Raw genomic sequence first — 21,830 nt, 5'->3', positions numbered from 1 at the left:
CACAGTCACCCACCCGCCGCCGCCAGTCGAACCATCCCCGTACCCCGCCGCTCCCGCGCGCCACGCGCGTCCCCGCCCCAGCACCCCGCACACCGCGTGCCCCACGCGCACCTCGCGAAGGAGACCCGCATGTCCTCGTCCCCCACCCCGGCACGCCCCGAGCCCGCCCGCGCCCTGCCGAAGGCGAGCCCTGCGGACACCGCCCGGGTGGTCGGCGCGCTGCTGCTGCCCGCCGTGGTCGCGGGTGTCATCAGGCGCCGGCCGGCGGGCATGGCGTTCACCGAGCGGGTGCGCTGGGACCAGCGGGGCCTACGGACCATGGCCCGGTTGCGCGGCGTGTACGGGGACGGGCCGCTGCTGCTGCGCGTCGCCGGGCGCGCCGTCGCGCTGCCGCTGGCCCCCGAGGACGTGGGCGACATCCTCGACCGGACGCCCGCTCCCTTCTCGCCCGCCACCTGGGAGAAGCGCGGCGCCCTCAGCCAGTTCCAGCCGCACGGGTCCCTGATCAGCGAGGGGCCCGAGCGCGCGGAGCGGCGCCGGTTGAACGAGGCGGCCCTGGACACCCCGCGGCCGCTGCACCACCTCGCGCCCTCGATCGTCGCCACCGTCCGCGACGAGGCCGCGGCCCTGCTCCGGCAGACGGACCGGACCGGGGAGCTGACCTGGGACGAGTTCGGGGCCGCGTGGTGGCGCACGGTGCGCAGGCTGGTCCTCGGCGACGCCGCCCGCGACGACGAGACGCTCACCCACCTGCTGAACCGGCTGCGCTCGGCCGGCAACTGGTCGGTGCTGCTCCCCCGGAAGCGGCGGGTCAGGGACGACTTCCTGCGCCGGCTGCGGCAGCACGCGGTCGCCGCCGGGCCCACGACGCTGGCCGGCGCGCTGACCGCGCGGCCCGCGAGCGAGGACGCCGACGCGGTGGGCCAGATCCCGCACTGGCTGTTCGCCTACGACGCGGCGGCCATCACCACGCTGCGCACCCTCGCGATGCTCACCCTGCACCCGGCGCACGAGGCGCGGGCCCGAGCCGAGGTCGCCGCCGGGGGACAGGAGCCGGACCAGCCGCGCACGCTGCCGTTCCTGCGCGCGTGTGCCCTGGAGACGCTGCGGCTGTGGCCCACGACCCCGCTGCTGCTGCGCGAGAGCACCGAGCCGACGCGGTGGCGGGGCGAGTCGGTCCCGGCCCGCACCGCGTTCCTCATCCACACCCCGTACTTCCACCGCTCCCCGGACACCGCGGGCCCCGACGGCGACCGCTACGTGCCCGAGCGCTGGCTCGACGGGCGGGCCGAGCGACAGCCGGCCCTGGTGCCGTTCAGCGCCGGCCCCGCCGAGTGCCCCGGCCGCAACCTCGTGCTGCTCACGGTGAGCACCTGGCTGGCGGCGCTGCTGGAGGGGCACACCTTCGAGCCTCCGGCCCACGCCCCGCGCCCCCGCCGGGACGGCACCCTGCCCGCGGAGTTCAGCCCCTTCGCGCTGCGGTTCACCGTCCGGGCCGGCACGGGGGCGGGCACCGGGGCGTAGTGCGCGCGCCGGCGCGGAGACGCGGTGCGCCAGGAGCGCGCCGGACGCGTGTCGGAGCGTGGGGCCCTGCCGGTGAGACCCTGCCAGTGAGGCCCTGCCGGGAGGCGGCAGGGCCTGGGGCCGTACGGGTGAGGGGTCAGGCCGCCGGGCCGAGGCGCAGCCGGACCTCCATCTCCTGGTCGCCGGGTACGGCCTTCTCCTCGCTCACCGCGAAGTGCCGCTGGAGGACGTCGCGTACCTGGTGGATCGGGGGCTCGGTGCCGTAGAGGTCCACGCTGACCGCCTGGGACAGGTCGGCGCGGGGAGCGGAGCCGCCGGGATCGCGGGTGTCCACGGTCATCGACCAGACCACGGGGTGCTCGGTCTCGGTGTCCACCGGCCGGCCCGCGTCGGGCCACTCGTCGGCGGCGGTCGCCGGGAACGCGGCGCGCAACACCCGGAACACGGCGTCCGCGTCGTCCCAGTCGCAACCGCGAACGTGTACGCCTACTCCGGCCGAACTCTGCTCAGTGCTCATGGCAGTCGGGTAGCCGCTGCGGCAGACTCAAAACCGACCACTCTCCTCGGCCTCGTCGTCCCCACCCGCTCCGGCCGCCCCGCCACCACTCCCCTCCGCGTCCCCGTCGGCCTCGGACGCGTCGGCGTCCGGGGCGCCCGGCACCTGGCGCGGCTCCAGCGGGCGCACGGCCGGACCCTGGAGGACCGAGCCGTCCACCGCGAACCGGGAGCCGTGGCAGGGGCACTCCCAGGTGTGCTCCGCGTCGTTGAAGCGGACCAGGCAGCCCAGGTGGGTGCAGCGGGCCGAGACGGCGTGCACGGTGCCGTCCTGGGCGCGGTAGACCGCGCACCGGCCGGCCCCCACCCGCACCAGCGCGCCCGTGCCCGGCGCGACGGCGGCCACGTCGTCGGCGGACGCGAGGCGCAGCCGGTCGCCGACGAAGTGCCGGGCCACCGTCGCCTGCTGGGACAGCAGCGGGCCCGCCTCGCGCAGCGGGTGCAGCCGGCGCGGGTCGTACAGGCCGGCGTGTTCGGGGCGCTCGCCGCAGATCAGGTCGGCGAGCAGCGTCCCGGCGAGCGCGCCGCTGCTCATGCCCCAGCCGCCGAAGCCGGTGGCGACGTAGACGTTCCGGGTCCCCGGGTGGAAGGGGCCGATGTAGGGCAGGCCGTCGGTGCTGGCGTTGTCCTGTGCCGCCCACCGGTGGGTGATCTCCGCGGCCGGGAAGTGCTGGCGCAGCCAGTCGGCGAGGCGGCGGTACCGCTCGGACGCGGCGCCCGTGCCGTCCTCGCCGTCGCCCGAGCCCGCGTTCCCGTCGCCGGTGCCCGGCGTGAACTTCTCCCCCGTCACGATGAGCAGCCGCCGCCCGTCGGGCCAGGGCGCGGTCCGCACCGAGCGGGTGCCGTCGTCCGGCGTGATGTACGTGCCGCGCGGCGCCTGCTCGGCGGGGAGGGTGGCAGCCAGTACGAGTTCGCGGGTCGGTTCGAGGCGGGCGAACATCAGGGCCCGGTCGAAGACGGGGTAGTGGGTGGCCACGACCACGTGCCGGGCCCGTACGACGGCCCCGTCCTCGGTCGTCACCCGGCACGGCGAGCCCTCGTGCAGCCCGGTGACCCGGCTGCGCTCGTACACCCGGCCGCCGCGCGCGACGATGCCCTCGGCCAGCGCGAGCAGGAACCGGCGCGGGTGGAACTGTGCCTGGCCGCCGACCCGCACCGCGCCGGCGACCGGGAACGGCAGGTCCGTCTCGGTGACGAACGTGGCGTCGAGGCCGGCGTCGGCCGCGGCCCTGGCCTCCGCGCGGAGTGTGCCGACGCGGCCGGGGTCGGTGGCGTAGGTGTAGGCGTCGGTGCGCTCCCACTGGCAGTCGACGCCCAGTTCCACGGCCAGCCGCTCGATGCCGCGCACGGCCTCCTGCTGCGAGGTGGCGTACTGGGCGGCGGCGCGCCGGCCCTGGGTGTCACGGAGCGAGGCGTAACGCAGCGTGTGCAGGGCGGAGACCTTGGCCGTGGTGTGGCCGGTCACGCCGGCGGCGACCCGCCCGGCCTCCAGGACGACCACCGACCGGCCGCGGCGCACCAGCTCCCACGCGGTGCACAGGCCCGCCATGCCACCGCCGATCACGGCGACGTCGGCGCTGGCCTCATCGGGCGGGCCGGGGTAGTCGGTGTCGGGGGTGCTGGCCATCCAGTACGAGGCGTCGGTGCCGGGCAGCGGCGTCGTGGCCGTCATGGGCGCTCCTTCGGGGCCGGTCCGTGCGCGGGCCGGGCCCGCACGGCGCCGCCGCCCGCGGCCCGGCCAGGCTCGCGCGGTGCCGCCCCGAGTACCCGTGCCCCGCGATCACAAACGCGCGGCCACCTGCGTACGAGGGGACGCGCGAAGGTGCGGGACCCCTGGGGGAGGGTCCCGCACCGCGCGCGGGTGGCGTCGCGACGGTGAGCGACGGGACGCCGTCCGCCGCCGGAAAGCGGCCGGCCACCCACGCGGTCACGCGTCCGACCGCCGTGCCGCCCCGGCCGGCCCGGTGGTCGGGGCGCGCCCCGCACGGGCTCGTGGCCTCCGCGCGGGACGCGCCGGTCTACTGGTGGTGCTGCCGCCGCCTCAGTTGTTGAAGCAGAAGGCTCGGCCGCCCATGTCCCAGCACTGGATCTGCCGGGTAGCCGTCCCCGCGTTGCCCGCCCGGTCGGTGACCGTCAGTTCGGCCGTGTAGGTCTTCTGGCCGGCCGGGTAGGTGTGCTTGGCCGTCACCCCGGTACCGCTCTGGCCGTCGCCGAACTTCCACGCGTACGAGGCGATGTCACCGTCCTTGTCACTGGACTGCCCCGCGTCGAAGTCACAGGCGTCGTACCAGCACGAGACCGAGAACCGCGCCACCGGCGGCTCCCCCGCCGGAGCACCCACCGACACCTTCTTGCTCACCGTCCCGGTCTTCCCGCTGTTGTCCGTGACCGTCAGCCTCACCTCGTACGAGCCGGCCTTGGCATACGTGTGAGAAGGCTTGACCCCCTCACCGGTCTTCCCGTCACCGAAGTCCCACGCGTACGAGGCGATCGACCCATCCGCGTCCCGCGACGCCGACCCATCGAACCCACACGACAGACTCGACTCCGAACACGAGGCCACGAACTCCGCCGTCGGCTTGCCGGGGTCGGCGGGGGCGCCGAGCTTGTTCACGTCGAGGAACTTGTTGGGCGAGCCGCTGCCCGGGTTGGTGACCACGCCGTCGCGCGCGGCGGCGATCACCGCGTCGGTGGCCTGGGTGGCGGACGCGCCCGGGTTGGCCTCCAGGTAGAGGGCGAGCGCGCCGGCGGCGTGCGGCGAGGCCATGGAGGTGCCGCTCATGTTGGCGTTGCCGGTGTCCGAGCTGTGGCTGGCCGAGGTGATGTTGCCGCCGGGTGCGAACAGGTCCATGCAGCGGCCGTAGTTGGAGAAGCTGGACCGGCCGCCGTTGCTGTCGGTGGAGCCGGCCGACAGCGCCTCGGGCGTGTCGGCGGGCGAGGTGCCGCAGGCGTCGGTGCCGGCGTTGCCGGCCGCGACCGCCGCCGGGAACCCGGCCTGCACGGCCCGCTTGGTCGCGTCCCGCATGCCCTGCGGGTCGGCGTTCTCACCACCGGAACCGAGGCTCATGTTGATGACGCCGGGCTTCTTGCCGTTCTTGATGACCCAGTCGATGCCCGCGATGGTGTCCGCGTCGGGCCCGTTGCCCGAGCAGTCGAGCACCCGCACGGCGACGACCTTCGCCTGCTTGGCGACGCCGTACTCCTTGCCGGCGACGGTGCCGGCCACGTGCGTGCCGTGACCACTGCAGTCGGCGGCGTCGGTGTCGTCGTCGATGAAGTCGTAGCCGGACGAGGCGCGGCCCTCGAAGGTCCTGTGCGAGAAGCGGGCGCCGGTGTCGATGACGTACGCGGTCACGCCCGCGCCGGTGCCCGGGTAGGCGTACGTCTTGTCCTGCTTGCCGTCGATCGCGTCCAGGCCCCAGGACGGCGGGCTCGGCTGGCTGCCGCCACCGTACGCGCGCACCATCAGGGACTGCTGGACGTACTCCACCGCCGGGTCCGCCGCCAGTCGCTTGGCCTGGGTGGCGGTCAGTTCGGCGGAGAAGCCGCGCAGGGCGGCGCTGTAGATCCGCTCGGCGGTGCCGCCGTAACGGTCGGTGAGCCGGTTCGCCTCGGCCGTGACCTGGGCCTCGGCCGTGGCCGAGAGCGAGGTCGCGCCCTTGAGCGAGACGATGTACTTGCCGTCGATGGTGCCCGGCGCCCCGGCGTTGATCACGCGGCCCTCGGTGGCCGCGCCGCCGGCGTCCGGGGTCGCCTGGGCGGGAGCGCCGGCCATGGCCAGCGCGGCGGTGGCGGCGAGCCCCGTGCAACACGCCGTCAACCAGCGGTAGGTCTTCCTCGCGGTTCGCATCCTGTGTGCCTCTGCCTCTCCGACTCGGTGGGTCGATCACTCCGGTGAGCCGATCGCTCCGGTGGGGGTGGTGCTGCTCGGTGCCTCCGTGACCCGGGCTGTGTGCTGGGTGTGTTCCAGGCTGGGTGGTGGGGTGTGTCCCAGGCTGGGTCGCGGGCTGTGCCTCGGGCCGTGTGGTGGGTGTGTGTCCCGAGGGGCCCTGGGCTGTGACGCGGGGTGTGCCCCGGGCCCGGGCGGTGCGTCGGGGTGGCGCGCTGCCCGGGCCCGGGCGTGGGGTGGGCCGCACGCGGCCGGCGGGGCGGGCGCGACCGGTGGGAGGTGGCGCGCCCGAGGTGCGGCGGGCGCGCCCCGGACGCACCCGCCGCCGGTCGAAGGGTTGGACTCAGGCCGGCCGGGTCTGCCGCCGGCTCAGCCGTTGAAGCAGAACGCCCGGCCGCCCATGTCCCAGCACTGGATCTGCCGGGTGGCCGTCTCCGCGTTGCCGGCCCGGTCGGTGACCGTCAGCTCGGCCGTGTACGTCTTCTGACCTGCCGGGTAGGTGTGCTCGGCCGTCACCCCGTTACCGGACTGCCCGTCACCGAACTTCCACGCGTACGAGGCGATGTCACCGTCCTTGTCGCTGCTCTGCCCCGCGTCGAAGTCACAGGCGTCGTACCAGCACGAGACCGAGAACCGCGCCACCGGCGGCTCCCCCGCCGGAGCACCCACCGACACCTTCTTGCTCACCGTCCCGGTCTTCCCGCTGTTGTCCGTGACCGTCAGCCTCACCTCGTACGAGCCCGCCTTGGCATACGTGTGCGCGGGCTTCACACCCTTGGCCGCCGTACCGTCCCCGAAGTCCCAGACGAACGCGGCGATCGAGCCATCCGTATCCCGCGACGCCGACGCGTCGAACTCACACGACAGGTCAGCCTCCGAACACGAGGCGACGAATTCCGCTGTCGGGGCGCCTGGTTCGGTCGGGGTGCCCAGCTTGGTGACGTTGAGCAGCTTGTTGGGTGAGCCGCTGCCCGGGTTGCCGACGACGCCGGAGTCGGCGTTGTTGACCAAGGCGTCGCGGACCTGTTGCGGGGTGGCGCCCTTGTTGCTGGAGAGGTAGAGCGCGGCGGCGCCGGCGGCGTGCGGGGTGGCCATCGAGGTGCCGCTCATGCCCGTCGAGCCGCCACCGTTCTTGGTGGAGGTGATGTTGCCGCCGGGCGCGAACAGGTCGAGGCAGCGGCCGAGGTTGGAGAAGCTGGAGCGGCTGCCGTTCTGGTCCGTGGAGCCCAGGGTGATGGCGGCGGGCAGCCGGGCGGGGCTGGTGCCGCAGGCGTCCTTGCCGTAGTCGTTGCCCGCGGCGACGGCGACCGGGACGCCCGCGTCGATCGTGCCCTGCGTGGCGTCGTCCAGGGCCTGGTCGCTGGGGCCGCCCAGGCTCATGTTGGCGACGGCGGGCTTGGCGGCGTTCTTGGTCACCCACTCCAGGCCGCCGACGACCTGTTCGGTGGAGCCGTTACCCGAGCAGTCCAGCACCCGGACCGCGACAAGCTTGGCCTGCTTGGCGACGCCGTAGTCCTTGCTGCCGATGGTCCCGGCGACATGCGTGCCATGACCATGACAGTCACTGGCGTCCGCGTCGTTGTCGATGAAGTCGTAACCGCTGCTGGCCCGCCCCTCGAAGTTGCTGTGCCGCAGGTCGGTCCCGGTGTCCACGACGTACGCGGTGACGCCGTCGCCCTGGTTCGGGTAGGTGTACGTCTTGTCCTGCTTGCCGTCGACCGCGTCCAGGCCCCAGGACGGCGGGTTCGGCTGCGTGCCCACGGCCCGCACGGTGTTGTTCGTCTGGACGTAGCGCACTTCGGGGCTGGCCGCCAGGCGCGCCGCCTGTGCCTCGGTGGCCTGGAGCGAGAAGCCACGGAAGGCCGCCGCGTACACCGCGCGGACGGTGCCGCCGTGCGCGTCGGTCAGTTCGTCGGCCCGCGCCGCGACGGCGGCGCGGGTCTCGGCGGCGACCGAGGGGGTACCCCTGAGGGCGACGATGTACTGACCCTTGATCGCGTCCGGCTGCCCCGCGCCGATGACCGTGCCCCGCGCGTCGCCGCCCCCGGCGGCGCCGGCCGGGACCGTGCCGACCGTCGCGAAGAGCGTCGCGGTGGCCGCGCCCAGACACAGCGCGCTCCACCGTCTCTGCCGTGCTGACATCTGTGCTCCTTCTGAGGGGGAGACGGCGCCCGGCCCGATATGTGCGGTCGGGCCGGGCGCCGGGGTCCGGCGCCGGCGTGGGGGGTTGGATGGGAGAGAGCGCGACGCCGTGTGACGCGCCCACCCTCGTGGCGCACGGGACGGCAAACAATCCGTGGTGCGGTAGGTAGGGGGTACGTATCCTCGGCCAGCCAGCCAGCCGGGCCCGGGACCTGAGGCTCAGGGCCCCGTCCCGAGCTCGGCCCGGTCCGGCTCCGCTCCTCGGGGGTCAGCCCGCGCCGGGTACCTCGCCGCGCGAGGCCACGTTCAGCTTGCGGAGCACCTTCGCCACGTGCTGCTCGACCGTGCGCGGGGACAGGAACAGCACGTCCGCGATCTCCCGGTTCGTGTGCCCGAGCGCGACGAGGCGGGCCACCTCCCGTTCGCGCGGAGAGAGTTGGTCCCCGTAGCCGCGCCGGCCACGGCGGGACGGGGTGCTGACACCGTTGCCACGCAGCACCCTGCGGCAGCGGGCCGCGTCGCGGGTGGCCCCCAGGGCGGCGAACCGCTCGGCCAACGCCGCCAACTCGCCCGCCAGCCCCGCCCCACTCGCCTCTCCCGTCCCGGCCCCGCTGGTCCCCTCGCCGGCCCGGTCCCCGCCGGCCGCGCCGCCCACCCCGCCGGGGCCCGCCCCGCGCGGGTCCGCCCCGCGCGGGTCCGCCCCGCGCGGGTCCGCCCCGCCCGGGTCCGGCGCGGCGAGCCGGCAGCGCACGGCGGCCTCGGCCGCGCGGGCCGCCGAATAGGGCCTGGGCAGCGCGGCGTACCGCGCGCTCGCCTCCTCGAAGGCGGCGACGGCCTCCGCGCACCGGCCCCGCGCGTACGCCAGGACGCCACGGCACGCCGCCAGCGCGGCGGTGGCCAGCGGCGCGTCGCGGTCGGCGATGCCGGCGGCGTACTCGGCGACCGCCGCCTCCGCGTCGGCCACCCGTCCGCAGCGTACGAGCGCGGTCACCGCCATGGGCATGAGGTCGGCGCCCCACACCCACATGTCCTTGCGCCGGACGCGGGCGATGGCCCGGTCCGCCTCGGCGCGGGCCGCCTCCAGTTCGCCTCGGGCCACCCACACCCGGATCATCGCGCCGGAGGCGGCGGCCAGGATGGGGCTGGGAGCGTTGGCGGGATCGCCGAGCGCGGCGGCGTCCAACTCCTCGGTGGCCTCCTCCCATTCGCCGCGCGCCACGGCGAGCAGCCCCAGGACCAGGTGCGCGTCGGCGGAGATTCCGGAGACGCCCTGCACCATGTCGATCAGCCGGCGCGCCCGCTCGGCCAGCCCCTGCCAGTCGCCGACGCTCCACTTCAGGCGCAGCGAGGTGCCGTCGATGATCCCCTGGAGCCACGGCGAGCCGCACTCGGCGGCCAGCCGCTGCCCCTGGTGACGGAAGCGCTCCGCCGCCGCGTAGTGCCCGAGCCAGGTGGTGGCCTCGGCGAGGTTGCCGGACAGTCGGGCGACCTGGAGCCGCTCGGCGACGCTCCGCCCGGCGCCCACCAGATCGTCGGCCTCGGCCCAGGCCGCGGGGTCGCCCGCCATCATGCGCAGGGTGACGTGGTTGCCACGGACCGCCAGCCGCAGGGCCGGGTCCGACCGGTCGGTGAGCAGCCGCTCGGCCCGGACGATCCACCGCTGGTAGACGGCGTACGGGTGCTCGCCCCAGCTCGCCAGCGCCAGCGCGGCCATGCCACGGGCGGCGAGCGCCGGGTGGTCTCGCAACTCCTCGACCGCGATCTCGGTGTCGGCGCGGCCCTGCTCGTAGTTGCCCGCCTGGTTGTAGAGCAGCAGCCCGAGGTTGAGCCGGATCTCGCCGCGTACGGTGTCGGGCATCTCGCAGTGCAGCACGATGCGGCGCAGCAGGGCGACGGCCCTGCGGTAGGCGAGGCCGATCACCGCGACGCGGCTGAGCTGGGTGGCGAGGCGGGCCCGGTCGCCGGCGCGGAGTTCCGGGTCGGACAGCAGTCCCTCAAGGATCTCCACGGCGACGGCGGTGTCGCCCAGCTCCCTGGCGGCCTCGGCCGCCTCCGAGCCGTGCCGCAGCCAGGCTTCGAGGTCGCCGGCCCGCCGCGCGTGGTAGGCGAGTTGGACCAGCGGCGGCGGCTCGGCGGCGGCGAGCCGAGCCATCGCGCGCCGGTGCAGCCGCCGCCGGTCCACGCCCGGCAGGGAGCCGTAGACCGCCTGTTGGGCGAGCGGGTGGCGAAAGCCGTAGCGGTCGTCACCGACGTCGTAGAGCACGCCCGCGAGCAACGCCTCCCTGATCCCGCCGCCCGCGTCGGCCCCGCCCCCGAGCCCGGCCCCGTCCGCGTACGGCGTGTCACCCACGCTGCCGTCGAGGCCGGGCTCGCCCGCCGCGACGGCGGCGATCAGGTCCTCCGTGGCGGGGATGCGCAGCACGGCCGCCGCGCGCACCACGGCCACCGCCGGCGGCGTCAGGGCGGCCATCCGGTCCGCCATCGCCTCGCGCAGCAGCGTGGGGACCTCCATCGCGTCGAGCGTGTCGCGCCCGGCGTTCCAGCCGGCCGGGAAGCCGCTGGCGGCCAGGCCACGGACCACCTCCTCCAGCACGAACGGGATGCCAGCGGTGCGTTCGTGTAGTTCGGCGGCGAGTTGGGCGGGGACGGCCGTGCTCCCGGTGATGGCGGCGGTGAGGCTGCCCACGGCCGACACGTCCAGCGGCCGGAGCCGGATGAGGACGGAGGTGGTGCCGGGCGGGTGCCGGTAGGCGCGGCCCAGCGGGAGGCCGGCGCCCGGCAGGTCCTCGCGGCGGTAGCTGAGCACGGTCGCCATCCCGGGCGGCGGCTCGTCGATGAGGAAGCGGACCAGGTCGCGGGTGCCGTCGTCGGCCCAGTGCAGGTCCTCCACGACCACGACGACCTGCCCGAGCGAGGCGAGCAGCGCGCGTACGGCCCGGAACAGCCGGTGCTGGCGGGCCCGGTGGTCCTGGAGGGGCTCCGGCGCGGGCGGCAGGGCGTCGGCCAACTCGGGGAGGTAGGGCCGCAGCGCGCCGCACACCGCGCCGAGCCGGCCCAGCACCCGCCCTTCGAGCTGCCGCAACAGGTCGAAGAACGGTCCGTACGGAAACGGCTCGCGCAGCGGGTGGCAGGCGCCCAGCAGGACGTGCCGGCCCCGCATGGCCGGCGCCTCCAGCGTCTCGCGGATCAGCCGGGTCTTGCCGATCCCGGCCTCCCCCTCGACGAGGGCGACCGAGGGCGGGCGGGTCAGCGCGTCGAGCAGCGTACGGAACTCGTCGGTGCGCCCGACGAGGAACGGGGCGCCGAGGCGACGTAGGACGGAACTGGTCATGAGGGAACTCCGTGCCCGAGGGAAGGCCGAGGCCGTGGTGGCCGGCCGACCCGGGCGCGCCCTCGTCACCCGGCCGAGCCCGACGGCCGGCCCACTGCCGGCCTCCCGGGCTGCCGCGAGCCCGGCCCCTCTTCTGCCTGCCGTCACGCGTGGCGCGCACATCGCCATTCGGTCACCGCGGTGACCGTGAAGCTACGTTCCACGGGCCGTCGCGGCAAGGGAACGCACACCACGACCGGCGACAACGTCGGGAACGGAGACCTCCGGTCCGGACCAAGCCCGGCGATATGTGCGCCTCGTGGCCCTGGTAGGGCGCTCGATGGGCGGGCCGCCTTCCGTCAGAACTCGTAGTTGGCGATCAGCGCGTTGCCCGCCACGTCGTACACCGAGACAAAGCCCCGCTTCGAGTCCTTCCACTTGTCGAACGCCTCGGCGAGCGCAGTGGCCGAGGCCATGCTGTCCTCCACCGGCGTCAGGCCCCCGTTGATGTCCGTGGAGATGTACGCGTTGCCGGTATTGGCGTCCCATTCCCCAAGGATGTCCAGCACGCGGGTTGCGGCCTCGCGCTGGAGAGCTGTTCCGTTGTCATCGACCCAGGCACGGAAGTCAGCACCGTTCTTCTTCGACCGCGCCTTGTCCGGGTCGGCGGGAAGAACCTCCTGGATGCGCGAGGAACTCTCGGGCGTGGTTTCGGTCCACTCGCAACCGGTCGTGAGGCCGATGACGAGGAGCGTTCCGAGGACGGGGGTCACGGAGCATGCTAAGTGTGTGCGCATTTGGGCGCGACTCCTTGTCAGGCGGGCCACGCCCCGGCGCAAGGCCGGGGCGTGGCGTGGCGTGGCGTGGCATGTATACGGCTCAGAACTTGATGGCGTCCGCTTTGTCGTTCCAGTTTCCACCGTAGGTGTACGAGTACTTCTTGAAGTTCGGCCACAGGCTGTACCCAGAGGCGAGCATAAGCTTCGGGTCAGGCAGACCGGTACGGAAGTCGTAGAGGGTTATCCCGCGCTGCACCCGGTTGATGTAGGCCGAGGACGCCTTGTCTCGGAAGCTAGGGCTGTACTGGTCAAGGTGGCGGGTTTTCGCCGTCTTGTACCAGGGCCACTGGAGACGTCGCCCCTGATAATCGGCATGCTGCCACAGACACACCCAGTTGTTGGGGCAAGAGTCATACCGGGCACGCGTGGCCGGCGCCGCTGTTGCCGCGCCACGCCTGGCCTCCTCCGTAGGGGCATGTCGAGCGAGGTACTCGTTGGACTCCTCTGGTGTGTCAAAGCACTGCATCGTGCCGTCCTCTGACACCTCAGCGCACACCTGAGCGCCGCCGAGATCCGCGGAGGCGGGGTCGATCGCTTCTCCCTTGTAGTACATGTAGACCTGCGGTGCGTTCTCCACCTCTTCGTGGACCTGCGCCTCCTCTTCAGGCGTGAGCACGCTCGAGCTGGCCTCCGGGCCGTCGGGGGCGGAGTCTTCGGCAAAACCGGGGGTAACAGCCATCCCCGTTGTTACAAGGGTTAATACAGTAACAGCAATGGCGGCGCGAGTGCGAGTGCGCACTGTCGATCAAACCCTCTCCATAAAACAATGCATTGACCAGACGAGAATTGAAACCTTGAAATCCTTCCGACAGAGGTTCGAGCGGGGAACTAGCAGGACATCAGCGTCCGACAGTTCGCAGACATCCCAGAGAGCTCTCGTCACCAGCTATGCGATGCCAGCACATGACGCAAAACGAAAAGCGTCCGCCTCCTCGGCAATTGGTGTGCCGCAGGGGGGCAGGCACCTACAGCACAATCGACCCGGTACTGACCGTCGCGGGGTTACGAGAGAAAGAGTGTCGCTGACATTTCGCAGCGCAGACACCAAGCGACAGAGGAGCTGAGGTTTTTCCACTACGAACCGTGTGGCCGTGCCCTTAAGTCAACCCCACACGGTACGTAGTGATCTGTCTCGACGCACTTCTGGTACGCGTACCCGACGATAGCTGGGCGACAGGTGCTCACTGGACATGACGGGCGTGACGACGAAGCGTCGGGTCGCGGAGTACGCCGGCTCCCTGACCAGGTGTCTCGTTCCAGGAGCGGATCTTGTTGGCGACGTGCGCAAGCTTGGCGTCGCCGGGCCGCACGTTCAGGTAGAACAGGCCCGGGTGGGGTCGCCTGTCGTCTCCGCCCCACCTGACGATTCCCTCGCAGTCTGCGGCGATATCGTGGATGGCTAGCACCTCGTGCGGGCTGAACGCGTCCTGCATACCAGCCATATACCAGGAAGGCCGAATGACAACGGCGGTGCCGGATGCCTGGTTGCTTTCGGGCAGCTGGCTGTCCCGGGCGTTCGAAGGATGGACCCACCCTCGAACCGCTGGCTCTTCACCTCGCACACCAAGTTCGTTCACCTGGTAGTGGAAACGACGAACGGCGTGCACGAGAACTGTTGCTACGTCACCGGCTCTGACCGCAAGGGAGAGGCCGGTTCCAGCGATCGGTTGTGTCCAAATAGACCCACCGTCATCGACAACGTTCTCCATTTCCCATCCGTTCGCGGAATTTCGACCGGTCAGGATGCGACGGCGGCGGGCCTCAAGCTTGCGCAGCGCCTCTTTCCGGCCGTCGTCCTTGAGGGCTACTGGCACGGCGAACGCAGGCGTGGGGGCGAGTCCAGCGGTAGTGATAGTTGCCAGTGCGGTGGCGCCGACGGCTGTGGTGACGACCTTACGGCGATTCATCTCGCTGTGGCTCAAAAGAGTCAACTTTCCTTCCCTGCCATGTCACTGACGCGCTGTTTGCGGCGGAGCAGGGTCGCGGTAATACCGAAGACCAGGGCGAGCGACAGGGCGATGGCGATGGACGGGTTGGTGTAGTCGGGGATGAGGACGGTGTGAGTGCCTCCGCCCTCGGTACGGCATACGAGTTGGAGAGGAACGAAGTCACCGTGGAACGCTTCCACTCTCCGTGTCCCGCTACCAGCTGCCTCTGCGCACTCATTACCGACCTCCTGCCGCTCGCGGAAGACGACATGCAGGCAGCCCCATAGGTACAAAGCCAATGAAGCAGCGAGGGACAAGAGGGCGAGGTCGCTATACGCCGCGGCTAGCGAGCGACGGCGTAACCGCGCGAGAGACGAGCACAGGTATATGACGAGCCCGAACAAGACAGCAGGCCCAGCCAGCATGATGGCGGTGAGCGCCGTAATGTTGTGCACCTGGTAGGGGTCGGATGCCGGCATGGGCGAGTCAGGACTCCCGGATGACGCGGTTGTACTTCTCGAAGATGGCGTACAGGGGCATCCGCAGCTTGGCATCGCTAAAGGCAGGTTCGACTGGACCCTGGTACCGACGCAAAACCTCGTATATCTCGGTCTCGCTGTAGTCGAGCGCCGGGCGACGAATCTTTGTCTCCTCCTCAGCGCCCTTCTTGCCGTCGGCAGACCAGATGTGGACATGAGCCACGGTGCGAACATTGAAGGCGTTGTCCTCAAGGAGACGCAGCCACATCTTGTACCTGTCCGCCTTTGTACTGGGGCGGACATCGGCAGGATCGAGGAGCTGGCCGTCAACAAGGCCGTCACGAATGGAGTTGTTCCACGCCAGGATGCCGGTTCGTCCTTGGATCTGCGCGACTCCGGTGCTGCTGTCCTGAATCGCGTCGATCACCGGAAGATCCTTGGCCCAGTCCGGAAGGACGCCGGTGTAGTAAAGGCCGACAGCACCGTCCTTGGTCATGTCCTCCTTGCCGTAGTGACAAAACTCCCAGAAGGCGGTGGTCTGGATCAGGGCCTTGCGCATGCGGAACCTACGGGCAGTTGACGTGATGACATCGTCCAGCGAAATGATTGTTTCCAGGCAACGCAGGCGCGTGTAGACACTATTGAGCCCCTCACCTCTCCCGATGGCGGCCATGTATTGTGTGGCCTCGGTCGCCAGCGCGTTCAGCAAGGAGCCGTTAAAACCGATATCAAGCTTCTGAGAAGGGGCGACATTGAAGCTGCCCTGGCCGGCGTCGCGTCCCGACGCGATGTTGTTGTCGATCTCGATCTGTCCGTCACCAGAGCCAACCGTCTTCGTGACAATCTGGTCGAAAGCCCAGTCATTCGGCAACCGGTAGCCGAGATTCCCGGAGAATCCGGATGACATATCGGAAACGAAGCTCGCGTCTGTGTATCCGGCTTCGCCGGCACGAGTGCATACGTTGCGCGGCCCATAGATCCCGATCTTGAATGGGCTGCCCAGTCGGTCCATACGGTCTCTGATGCTCTGAAAGTACGGCAGGACCTTTGCGGTGACCTCTTCGTCAACCGCGTCGTAGTCGACAGCGAAGTAGATTCGTGTCCCGTATTTGAACCCGTGCTCTTCGGCCTTGTATGCGGCGCTCAAGCAATCCAGGACACCCTGGTCTGGGCTGTAATAGTCAACCGATCGAGCCCACGTCTGGTAGATCGGAAAGCAGCGCAGCCCGTACTTCTCGATCGTCGCCAGCTCGCCCGGCTGGATCTCCTTCTCGGGCAGGTTCGTCGTCGATGGGTTGAGCAGGTAGCGGCCGATGTACTGATAGCCCGCAGCCTTCAACGCCTGTGCCCGTGCAGGGGTGATCTTTGTAACGCCATCGCACGCCGTGCCCTTACGCGACTGGTCCCCGTAGGAGACAAGCAGCGACGCCCAGGTTTGGAAGTCTCCGGCCCCGGTGACGGGCAGTTTCGCGAACGCTTGAAATTGCTCGACCCCGGCCTTCACTTGGCTGGTGAAGTTGCCGAAAGAAACGCTTCGGCCGTTGAGGATCATGGCGGCCGTGAACAAGGATGCCCATGTTCCCGTGCTACCGCTGGTCAGGGTGTGCCCTCGCAAGCCCTCCTGAGTGCCCGGGCCGAATACGCCATTGGCGGTCCCGTCAGTCATGCCCAGTTCGTACTGGATAGCGAGCAGCATGGATCGGGCGACATCACGAGAGTGGTGACCGTCGCAAGGAATGATAAAGAAGTCCCTGCGGTGCACGTAACGGCCGTTTAGCCATTGTTGAATCGAGCGAATCACGTCAGAGCCGCTGCTGACAGTAACGTAGGCGTCCATGTTTAACAGGCCCTTGAACACCTTCGGCGTCAGATCACCGCCAGGGGAGGTTTCGAGGACTCCCATGTTGCTCTTAAGTTCCCGAACGGCGCTTTGCACCCGGGAGTTGTACGTTCCGTCGATCTCCCCACCGTCATACCCTTTACAGTACAAGGCGGACTGAATAATGCGGCAGAAGATCGCAGACGGCACCGTGGAAGCATTTAGCTTGGGGTATTTTGCCTGCAGGGCACTCATGGTGCCCTGCCCAAAGCTGTTGGACAGCGTCTTGATACCTAGTTCGAACTGGAGAGCACGAGTGAGGGCGTACATCATCGGCCACCCGGTCCGGCCATTTTCGTCGAGCTTCGATATGCCCAATAACGCGCCGTCACCATAAGTCGTGTTGAGGAACCGTTGGGCTCTACGAACCTGCTCATCCGCCATGAAACGCGGCATCTCCTTCAACAGTTATGTGCATCAACAGGGCGAGCAAATAGCAGAGTGAGACACGCTCCAAGGTTGCAGGCTTCGGCTAAGGCGCGCGCCGATGGACAGGTAGAACGCATGCACTGGTCAACAGTTAGGTTGTCAGCTCGTGCGGCGCCGACAGGGCAAGAATCCCTGACGGCGATATCAGAACCACTGACTCGGACGAGCTGACTCGCGAGACAGAGATCCTACTGCATAGCGATGCGCTCCCACATAATGACGCCCTAGCCGTCAAGATGATGTACGCGGGGCCGGCTCGTTCAGCAGACGGGCACAGCAATCACCTTATGCACGCAGGGCAGGCAAGGACTAGACCGGGGCGAACCTTGGCCGATTTATGGCAACACTGTGAAGATTCCGCTTCTACCGCTTGCTCGCATCCCGTTCGACGCGCGAGCTGTACAGAACTCGCGAGATCCGAGGTAAGGGGTATTGGGGTCCATCACCGGAGTGTGGCTCAAACTACGCAGCCGGCATGCCGCTAAGCCTCTCCGTCGCCGCCACCCGCCGATGCGGCAGTGACGAAACTCGTCAACGTGTGAACTGACGAAGCCTCCTCGCCCCAAGACGCGTACGCCTACGGATCGAAACGCGGATTGTTCCCCTCCCCCCACGACCCTACGGTCGCCCCATCTCCCAACCTGTCATGCACTCGTCCATCACGGCGCGTGCCTGTCGTCCGGACGGGAGCCGCCCGCCCCACGGCGGGCTCCTACCTGGAAAGGGAAGGCATGAAAGGAACCAGCCGGCTGGCCATGGCGGCCAGTCTCGCGGCGGCGGCTCTCGCGTTCACGCCCCTGTTCGCCGGGGGCGCGCAGGCGGTGCCCACCCCGGCCACCGAGCGCACGCAGGCCGTCAACCCGACCGACACGGCGCCCGCGCCCAGCGGACCGAACACCCGGATCATCGGCGGCGAGCCCACCACCGTCGCCGCCTACCCGTACCTCATCGCCGCGCTCCGCGAGGGCGGCCCGCGTCCGATGGGGCAGACGTGTACCGGGTCGGTGATCGGCCCGAAGACGATCCTGATCGCCGCGCACTGCAAGGACAGCGACGGGGCCAAGTCCTTCTACTACGGCGCCGACGACCTCAACAAGCCCGAGGGCGGCGTCCGGATCGACGTCGAGTCGTACACCCAACACCCCAAGTACGAGTCCCCGAACGGCTGGCAGACCGGTTACGACGTGGCCGTCGTCCAGACCAGGCAGACGATCCCGGTCAAGGGCGGGCAGTACGCCAGGTTCGCGACCTCGGCGGACAGCGAGCTGTCCAAGCCGGGCAAGACCGGCACGGCGATCGGCTACGGCCGCACCCGCGACGGCGAGAACCAGTACGCGCAGCTCAAGAAGGCCGACCTGCCGATCGTGGACGGGCGCAACACGTGCGGCTCGTTCGGCGGCTTCAACGACGCGTTCATGGTCTGCGCCGGTTACGCCGACGGCCACGACGGCATCTGCCAGGGCGACAGCGGCGGCCCGCTGGTCGTGGACAACGTCGTGGTCGGCGTGGCCTCGTGGGTCAAGACCGGCTGCGGCAGCTACGGCGCCTGGGGCCGGCTCACCGGCGAGATGGGCGACTGGGTCAAGACCCAGCTCCCGAACGTCGAACCGGGCGCCCCGACGGCGGAGTTCGTGGCCTCGTGTTCGGAGTCGAGTCTCTCGTGTGGGTTCGATGGGTCGGCTTCGCGGGACGCGGATGGGTCGATCGCCTCGTACGCGTGGGACTTCGGTGACGGGAAGACGGGCGAGGGGATCAAGCCTTCTCACACGTATGCCAAGGCCGGCTCGTACGAGGTGAAGCTGACGGTCACGGACAACAGCGGGAAGACCGGCACGGTGAGCAAGAAGGTCTCGGTGGGTGCTCCGACGGGGGAGCCGCCGGTGGCGCGGTTCTCGGTCTCGTGCTGGTACGACGCCTGTGACTTCGACGCGGGGCAGTCCAGCGACAAGGACGGTGACATCGCCTCGTACGCCTGGAAGTTCGGCGACGGCCAGACCGGCACCGGCGTCACGGCCAAGCACACCTACCCGGCCGGCCAGAAGACCTACACCGCCGAACTGACGGTCACCGACCGGGCCGGCAACGCGGGGACGGCCACCCGCAAGATCCAGTGCTGGGACATGGGCGGCCGAGCCTTCTGCTTCAACAACTGAGCCGGCGGCAGCACCACTGGTAGACCGGGCACGAGCGCGCGCCGCGTGCGGGACCGCAGGGGGGTCCCGCACGCGGCGCGCCGCGGCGCCCCGGCTCACTCCCCCGTCGCCTCCGGCCAGGCCGTGAAGCGGCGGAAGCCGTAGAGGAGCGGCGAGGGCGGGGCGGGGGGCGCCGCTGGCGGAGCGGCGGTGTCGTCGCCGGGGGAGCCTTGGTGGCGCCGGCTCCGGGGGCGGCTTCGGGGACGGCGAACCGGACCTCGGTCACGGCGCCGAAGATCACCCGGTGATCGCCGGCCGGGACCGTGTGTGTGACCCGGCAGGCAGCGAAGGCCAGGGCGTCGTCCGTGAGCATCGGCAGCCCGTCGGCCCCGGCGGGCGCCCAGCGCACGCGCGCGAAGCGGTCGCCCTCCCCGGCCGCGAAGAGACGGGCCGCCGGCCTGGCCCGGTGGTGCAGCAGGTTCACGGCGAACCGCCCGCTGTCCGCGATGGGCCCGGCCGTACGCCCCCGATCGCTGACGCAGACCAGCAGCATCGGCGGGTCGAGGGCCACGCTGCACAGCGAGGTGCAGGTGAAGCCGTACGGGGTGCCGCCGCTCAGCGTGGTGACGACGGCGACGCCGGTCGGGAAGGCGCCCATCAGGCGCCGGTAGGCGTCCGGGCCGACCGTGGCCTGGTGCCGCTCCGTAGCCGCTTCGGTAGCTGCTTCGGTCATCTGTCGCGCTCCCCCTCGGGCCCCGCCGATCGGGGACCGCCGGCGGCGCGTGCCCGACCCACTGTGCGCCCGGGCCGCCCCCGCGAGACCGGGGCGGCGCCAACATGGCCCAAAGTGCCGCTTGCGGAACGGGAGGCGGGCGTGGCAACGCACCGGCTGGCAGGAAGCGGACAGGCTCTCCGGGCGCGCGCGGGTGCGCGGTCATGACGGGCGCGTGCCTGTGCCCGTGCGCACGTGTCCCGCGCGGCGGCGTGCCCGTGCCGTGGCGTGCCCGCGCGGTGGCGTGCCCGCGCGGTGGTGTGACCGCGCGGTGGTGTGACCGCGCGGCCGTGCGGCCGGTTCGCGCGCCGGTTACGCGCCCCGCCTCGTCCGCGGGGGCCCGAGGAACGAAACACCGTGGCCGGATGGGGGCGCCGAATGCTTCGCTGGTGATCATGAGCGATCTGGAGATCCGTACCGCCGAGCCGTCCGACGCCGCCGCCGTGCTGGCCTTCTGGCGGACGGCGGCCGAGGGGACGAGCGTCAGCGACGACGAGGCGGGGGTGCGCGGGCTCGTGGCCCGCGACCCGGGGGCGCTGTTGCTGGCCGAGTCCGGAGGGCTGCTCGTGGGGACCGTCATAGCCGGCTTCGACGGTTGGCGGTGCAGCCTCTACCGACTGGCCGTCCTCGCGACCCACCGGCGGCGCGGCATCGCGACCGCCCTGCTCGCGGCGGCCGAGCGACGGTTCGTGGAGCTGGGCGGCCGGCGCGCCGACGCCATGGTGCTGGAGGCGAACGAGCGGGCCCACCCCGCCTGGCAGGCCGCCGGCTACCACCGCGAGGACCACTGGCGACGCTGGGTGAAGCCACTGGCCCGCCCCTGACCCCGACCCCCACCGCGCGGTCGGAGCCGCGTGATCGGAGCCCACGGCCAAAGCCTTACGGCCGAAGCCCCACGGTCAGAGCCGTACAGCCGAAGCCCCGTAGCCGACGCCGCCCCCTCACCGCGCCCGGTCGCCCGCCAGCATCGCCGCGTCGCCCAGGTCGGCCGTCCGCAGGTACTCGAGCAGCACCCGGCGCAGCTCGCGGGCCGCGCGGGGTGGGGCCACGTCCTTGCGGTGGGCGACCGCGATGGTGCGGGTCATGGTCGTGCCGGCGAAGGGGGTGACGCGCAGGCCGGAACGGGCCGCCACCATGCCGGGCACGACGGCGACGCCCAGGCCCGCGCGGACGAAGCCGAGCACGGCGTCCATCTCGCCGCCCTCCACGGTCAGGGTGGGCTCGAAGCCGGCCGCGCGGCAGGCGGCCATCGTGAACTCGCGCAGGTCGTAGCCGCGCCGGAACATCGCGAGCGGCTTGCCGCGCAGGTCCGTGACCCGTATCCGGGGGCGGGCGCCGGCCGGCGGCAGGGAGCTGGGCGAGGAGACGACGACCAGTTCCTCGTGCAGCAGCTCGGTGGTGGCCAGGGCCGGGCCCTGGCTGGGCTGCGGGCTGATGATCAGCGCGAGGTCCAGTTCGCCGGCGCCGAGCGTGCGCACCAGGTCCTGCGAGCCGTCCTCGTCCACGAGCAGGTCCACGCCGGGGAACTCGTCGTGGAAGCGGCGCAGCACGTCGGGGACCAGGCTCGCGCAGAGGCTGGGTGGGGCGCCGAGGCGTACCCGGCCGCGGCGCAGTTGCGCCACCTCCTGCACCTCGCGGCGGGCGGTCTCGGCGTCGGCGAGGATCTGGCGGGCCAGCGGCAGCAGGGCGGCGCCGGCGTCGGTGAGGGTGATGTTGCCGCGGGCCCGGTAGAAGAGGTCCGCGCCCAGTTCCCGTTCCAGGGTGCGGATCTGTTGCGAGAGGGATGGCTGTGCCACGTGCAGCGCTTCGGCGGCCCGCGTGAAGTGCCGCAGATCGGCTACGGCCGCGAAATAGCGAAGCTGTTGTAGCTGCATGCTCGGATGATAGTCGGACGCTATGGAAACGAGCTCCTTCATGTCTTGGACTGATGGCACGGAGTGTCTCTAGCGTCG

The 21,830-nt window shown here is 71.1% G+C and carries 15 protein-coding genes; 3 read left to right on the top strand and 12 right to left on the bottom strand.

What is annotated here, in order from left to right:
* The first annotated feature begins 129 nt into the window (after window positions 1-129).
* Window positions 130-1,524, top strand: coding sequence for a cytochrome P450 (locus OYE22_RS22975; protein ID WP_277322162.1), 1,395 nt, complete (start codon window positions 130-132; stop codon window positions 1,522-1,524).
* A 136-nt stretch (window positions 1,525-1,660) separates the two neighbouring features.
* Here the strand turns inward: OYE22_RS22975 and OYE22_RS22970 are convergent, their stop codons facing one another.
* The 10 genes from OYE22_RS22970 to OYE22_RS22925 form a co-directional block, all read right to left on the bottom strand.
* A complete protein-coding gene (locus OYE22_RS22970) occupies window positions 1,661-2,041 on the bottom strand; it encodes a hypothetical protein (protein WP_277322161.1) in 381 nt (126 codons plus the stop codon).
* Between the two features lie 27 nt (window positions 2,042-2,068).
* Window positions 2,069-3,751, bottom strand: coding sequence for an FAD-dependent oxidoreductase (locus tag OYE22_RS22965; protein WP_277322160.1), 1,683 nt, complete (start codon window positions 3,749-3,751; stop codon window positions 2,069-2,071).
* A 369-nt stretch (window positions 3,752-4,120) separates the two neighbouring features.
* Window positions 4,121-5,929 (bottom strand): S8 family serine peptidase, encoded by a 1,809-nt coding sequence (locus tag OYE22_RS22960; RefSeq protein ID WP_277322159.1) that lies wholly within the window; start codon window positions 5,927-5,929, stop codon window positions 4,121-4,123.
* A 408-nt stretch (window positions 5,930-6,337) separates the two neighbouring features.
* A complete protein-coding gene (locus tag OYE22_RS22955; RefSeq protein ID WP_277322158.1) occupies window positions 6,338-8,110 on the bottom strand; it encodes a S8 family serine peptidase in 1,773 nt (590 codons plus the stop codon).
* 268 nt (window positions 8,111-8,378) lie between these two features.
* Entirely contained in the window at window positions 8,379-11,441 is a 3,063-nt protein-coding gene (locus OYE22_RS22950) for an AAA family ATPase (RefSeq protein ID WP_277322157.1), read from the bottom strand.
* 338 nt (window positions 11,442-11,779) lie between these two features.
* Complete coding sequence (locus OYE22_RS22945; RefSeq protein ID WP_277322156.1) at window positions 11,780-12,193, bottom strand: hypothetical protein; 414 nt, start codon at window positions 12,191-12,193, stop codon at window positions 11,780-11,782.
* A 106-nt stretch (window positions 12,194-12,299) separates the two neighbouring features.
* Window positions 12,300-12,938 carry a peptidase inhibitor family I36 protein gene (locus tag OYE22_RS22940; RefSeq protein ID WP_277322155.1) on the bottom strand — a complete coding sequence of 213 codons (639 nt, stop codon included), beginning with the start codon at window positions 12,936-12,938 and terminating at the stop codon, window positions 12,300-12,302.
* A gap of 502 nt (window positions 12,939-13,440) precedes the next feature.
* A complete protein-coding gene (locus tag OYE22_RS22935; protein WP_277322154.1) occupies window positions 13,441-14,181 on the bottom strand; it encodes a hypothetical protein in 741 nt (246 codons plus the stop codon).
* A gap of 5 nt (window positions 14,182-14,186) precedes the next feature.
* The gene (locus OYE22_RS22930; protein WP_277322153.1) at window positions 14,187-14,666 is read right to left on the bottom strand and encodes a hypothetical protein; all 480 of its coding nucleotides are present in this window, start codon (window positions 14,664-14,666) and stop codon (window positions 14,187-14,189) included.
* Window positions 14,667-14,673: 7 nt separating this feature from the next.
* On the bottom strand, window positions 14,674-16,929 hold the full coding sequence (locus OYE22_RS22925; protein WP_277322152.1) for a glycoside hydrolase domain-containing protein: 2,256 nt from the start codon (window positions 16,927-16,929) through the stop codon (window positions 14,674-14,676).
* A 776-nt stretch (window positions 16,930-17,705) separates the two neighbouring features.
* Between OYE22_RS22925 and OYE22_RS22920 the strand changes: the two genes are divergently transcribed.
* Window positions 17,706-19,127: a PKD domain-containing protein gene (locus OYE22_RS22920; protein ID WP_277322151.1), complete on the top strand. Its 1,422-nt coding sequence runs from the start codon at window positions 17,706-17,708 to the stop codon at window positions 19,125-19,127.
* Here OYE22_RS22920 and OYE22_RS22915 read toward each other — a convergent pair.
* Window positions 19,117-19,839: a flavin reductase family protein gene (locus OYE22_RS22915; protein WP_277322150.1), complete on the bottom strand. Its 723-nt coding sequence runs from the start codon at window positions 19,837-19,839 to the stop codon at window positions 19,117-19,119. The genes OYE22_RS22920 and OYE22_RS22915 overlap by 11 nt on opposite strands.
* Before the next feature lie 434 nt (window positions 19,840-20,273).
* On the opposite strand from OYE22_RS22915, the gene OYE22_RS22910 reads away from it, so the two are divergent.
* Window positions 20,274-20,702, top strand: a complete 429-nt coding sequence (locus OYE22_RS22910) for a GNAT family N-acetyltransferase (protein WP_277322149.1) — start codon at window positions 20,274-20,276, stop codon at window positions 20,700-20,702.
* Window positions 20,703-20,819: 117 nt separating this feature from the next.
* Here OYE22_RS22910 and OYE22_RS22905 read toward each other — a convergent pair whose 3' ends face one another.
* Entirely contained in the window at window positions 20,820-21,752 is a 933-nt protein-coding gene (locus tag OYE22_RS22905) for a LysR substrate-binding domain-containing protein (RefSeq protein WP_277322148.1), read from the bottom strand.
* Between the last annotated feature and the right edge of the window lie 78 nt (window positions 21,753-21,830).

The organism is Streptomyces sp. 71268 (genome assembly GCF_029392895.1).
GTDB lineage: Bacteria > Actinomycetota > Actinomycetes > Streptomycetales > Streptomycetaceae > Streptomyces.
Note: the sequence above shows the minus strand (reverse complement) of the source record. Positions and strands in the feature narration are given on the sequence as shown.

Bases quoted from the DNA above. Each gene is read 5' to 3' on its own strand.
- OYE22_RS22950 (WP_277322157.1), bottom strand. From the start codon at position 11,441: ATGACCAGTTCCGTCCTACGTCGCCTCGGCGCCCCGTTCCTCGTCGGG.
- OYE22_RS22925 (WP_277322152.1), bottom strand. From the start codon at position 16,929: ATGGCGGATGAGCAGGTTCGTAGAGCCCAACGGTTCCTCAACACGACT.
- OYE22_RS22940 (WP_277322155.1), bottom strand. From the start codon at position 12,938: ATGGCTGTTACCCCCGGTTTTGCCGAAGACTCCGCCCCCGACGGCCCG.
- OYE22_RS22905 (WP_277322148.1), bottom strand. From the start codon at position 21,752: ATGCAGCTACAACAGCTTCGCTATTTCGCGGCCGTAGCCGATCTGCGG.
- OYE22_RS22960 (WP_277322159.1), bottom strand. From the start codon at position 5,929: ATGCGAACCGCGAGGAAGACCTACCGCTGGTTGACGGCGTGTTGCACG.
- OYE22_RS22955 (WP_277322158.1), bottom strand. From the start codon at position 8,110: ATGTCAGCACGGCAGAGACGGTGGAGCGCGCTGTGTCTGGGCGCGGCC.
- OYE22_RS22915 (WP_277322150.1), bottom strand. From the start codon at position 19,839: ATGACCGAAGCAGCTACCGAAGCGGCTACGGAGCGGCACCAGGCCACG.
- OYE22_RS22965 (WP_277322160.1), bottom strand. From the start codon at position 3,751: ATGACGGCCACGACGCCGCTGCCCGGCACCGACGCCTCGTACTGGATG.
- OYE22_RS22920 (WP_277322151.1), top strand. From the start codon at position 17,706: ATGAAAGGAACCAGCCGGCTGGCCATGGCGGCCAGTCTCGCGGCGGCG.
- OYE22_RS22975 (WP_277322162.1), top strand. From the start codon at position 130: ATGTCCTCGTCCCCCACCCCGGCACGCCCCGAGCCCGCCCGCGCCCTG.
- OYE22_RS22910 (WP_277322149.1), top strand. From the start codon at position 20,274: ATGAGCGATCTGGAGATCCGTACCGCCGAGCCGTCCGACGCCGCCGCC.
- OYE22_RS22930 (WP_277322153.1), bottom strand. From the start codon at position 14,666: ATGCCGGCATCCGACCCCTACCAGGTGCACAACATTACGGCGCTCACC.
- OYE22_RS22970 (WP_277322161.1), bottom strand. From the start codon at position 2,041: ATGAGCACTGAGCAGAGTTCGGCCGGAGTAGGCGTACACGTTCGCGGT.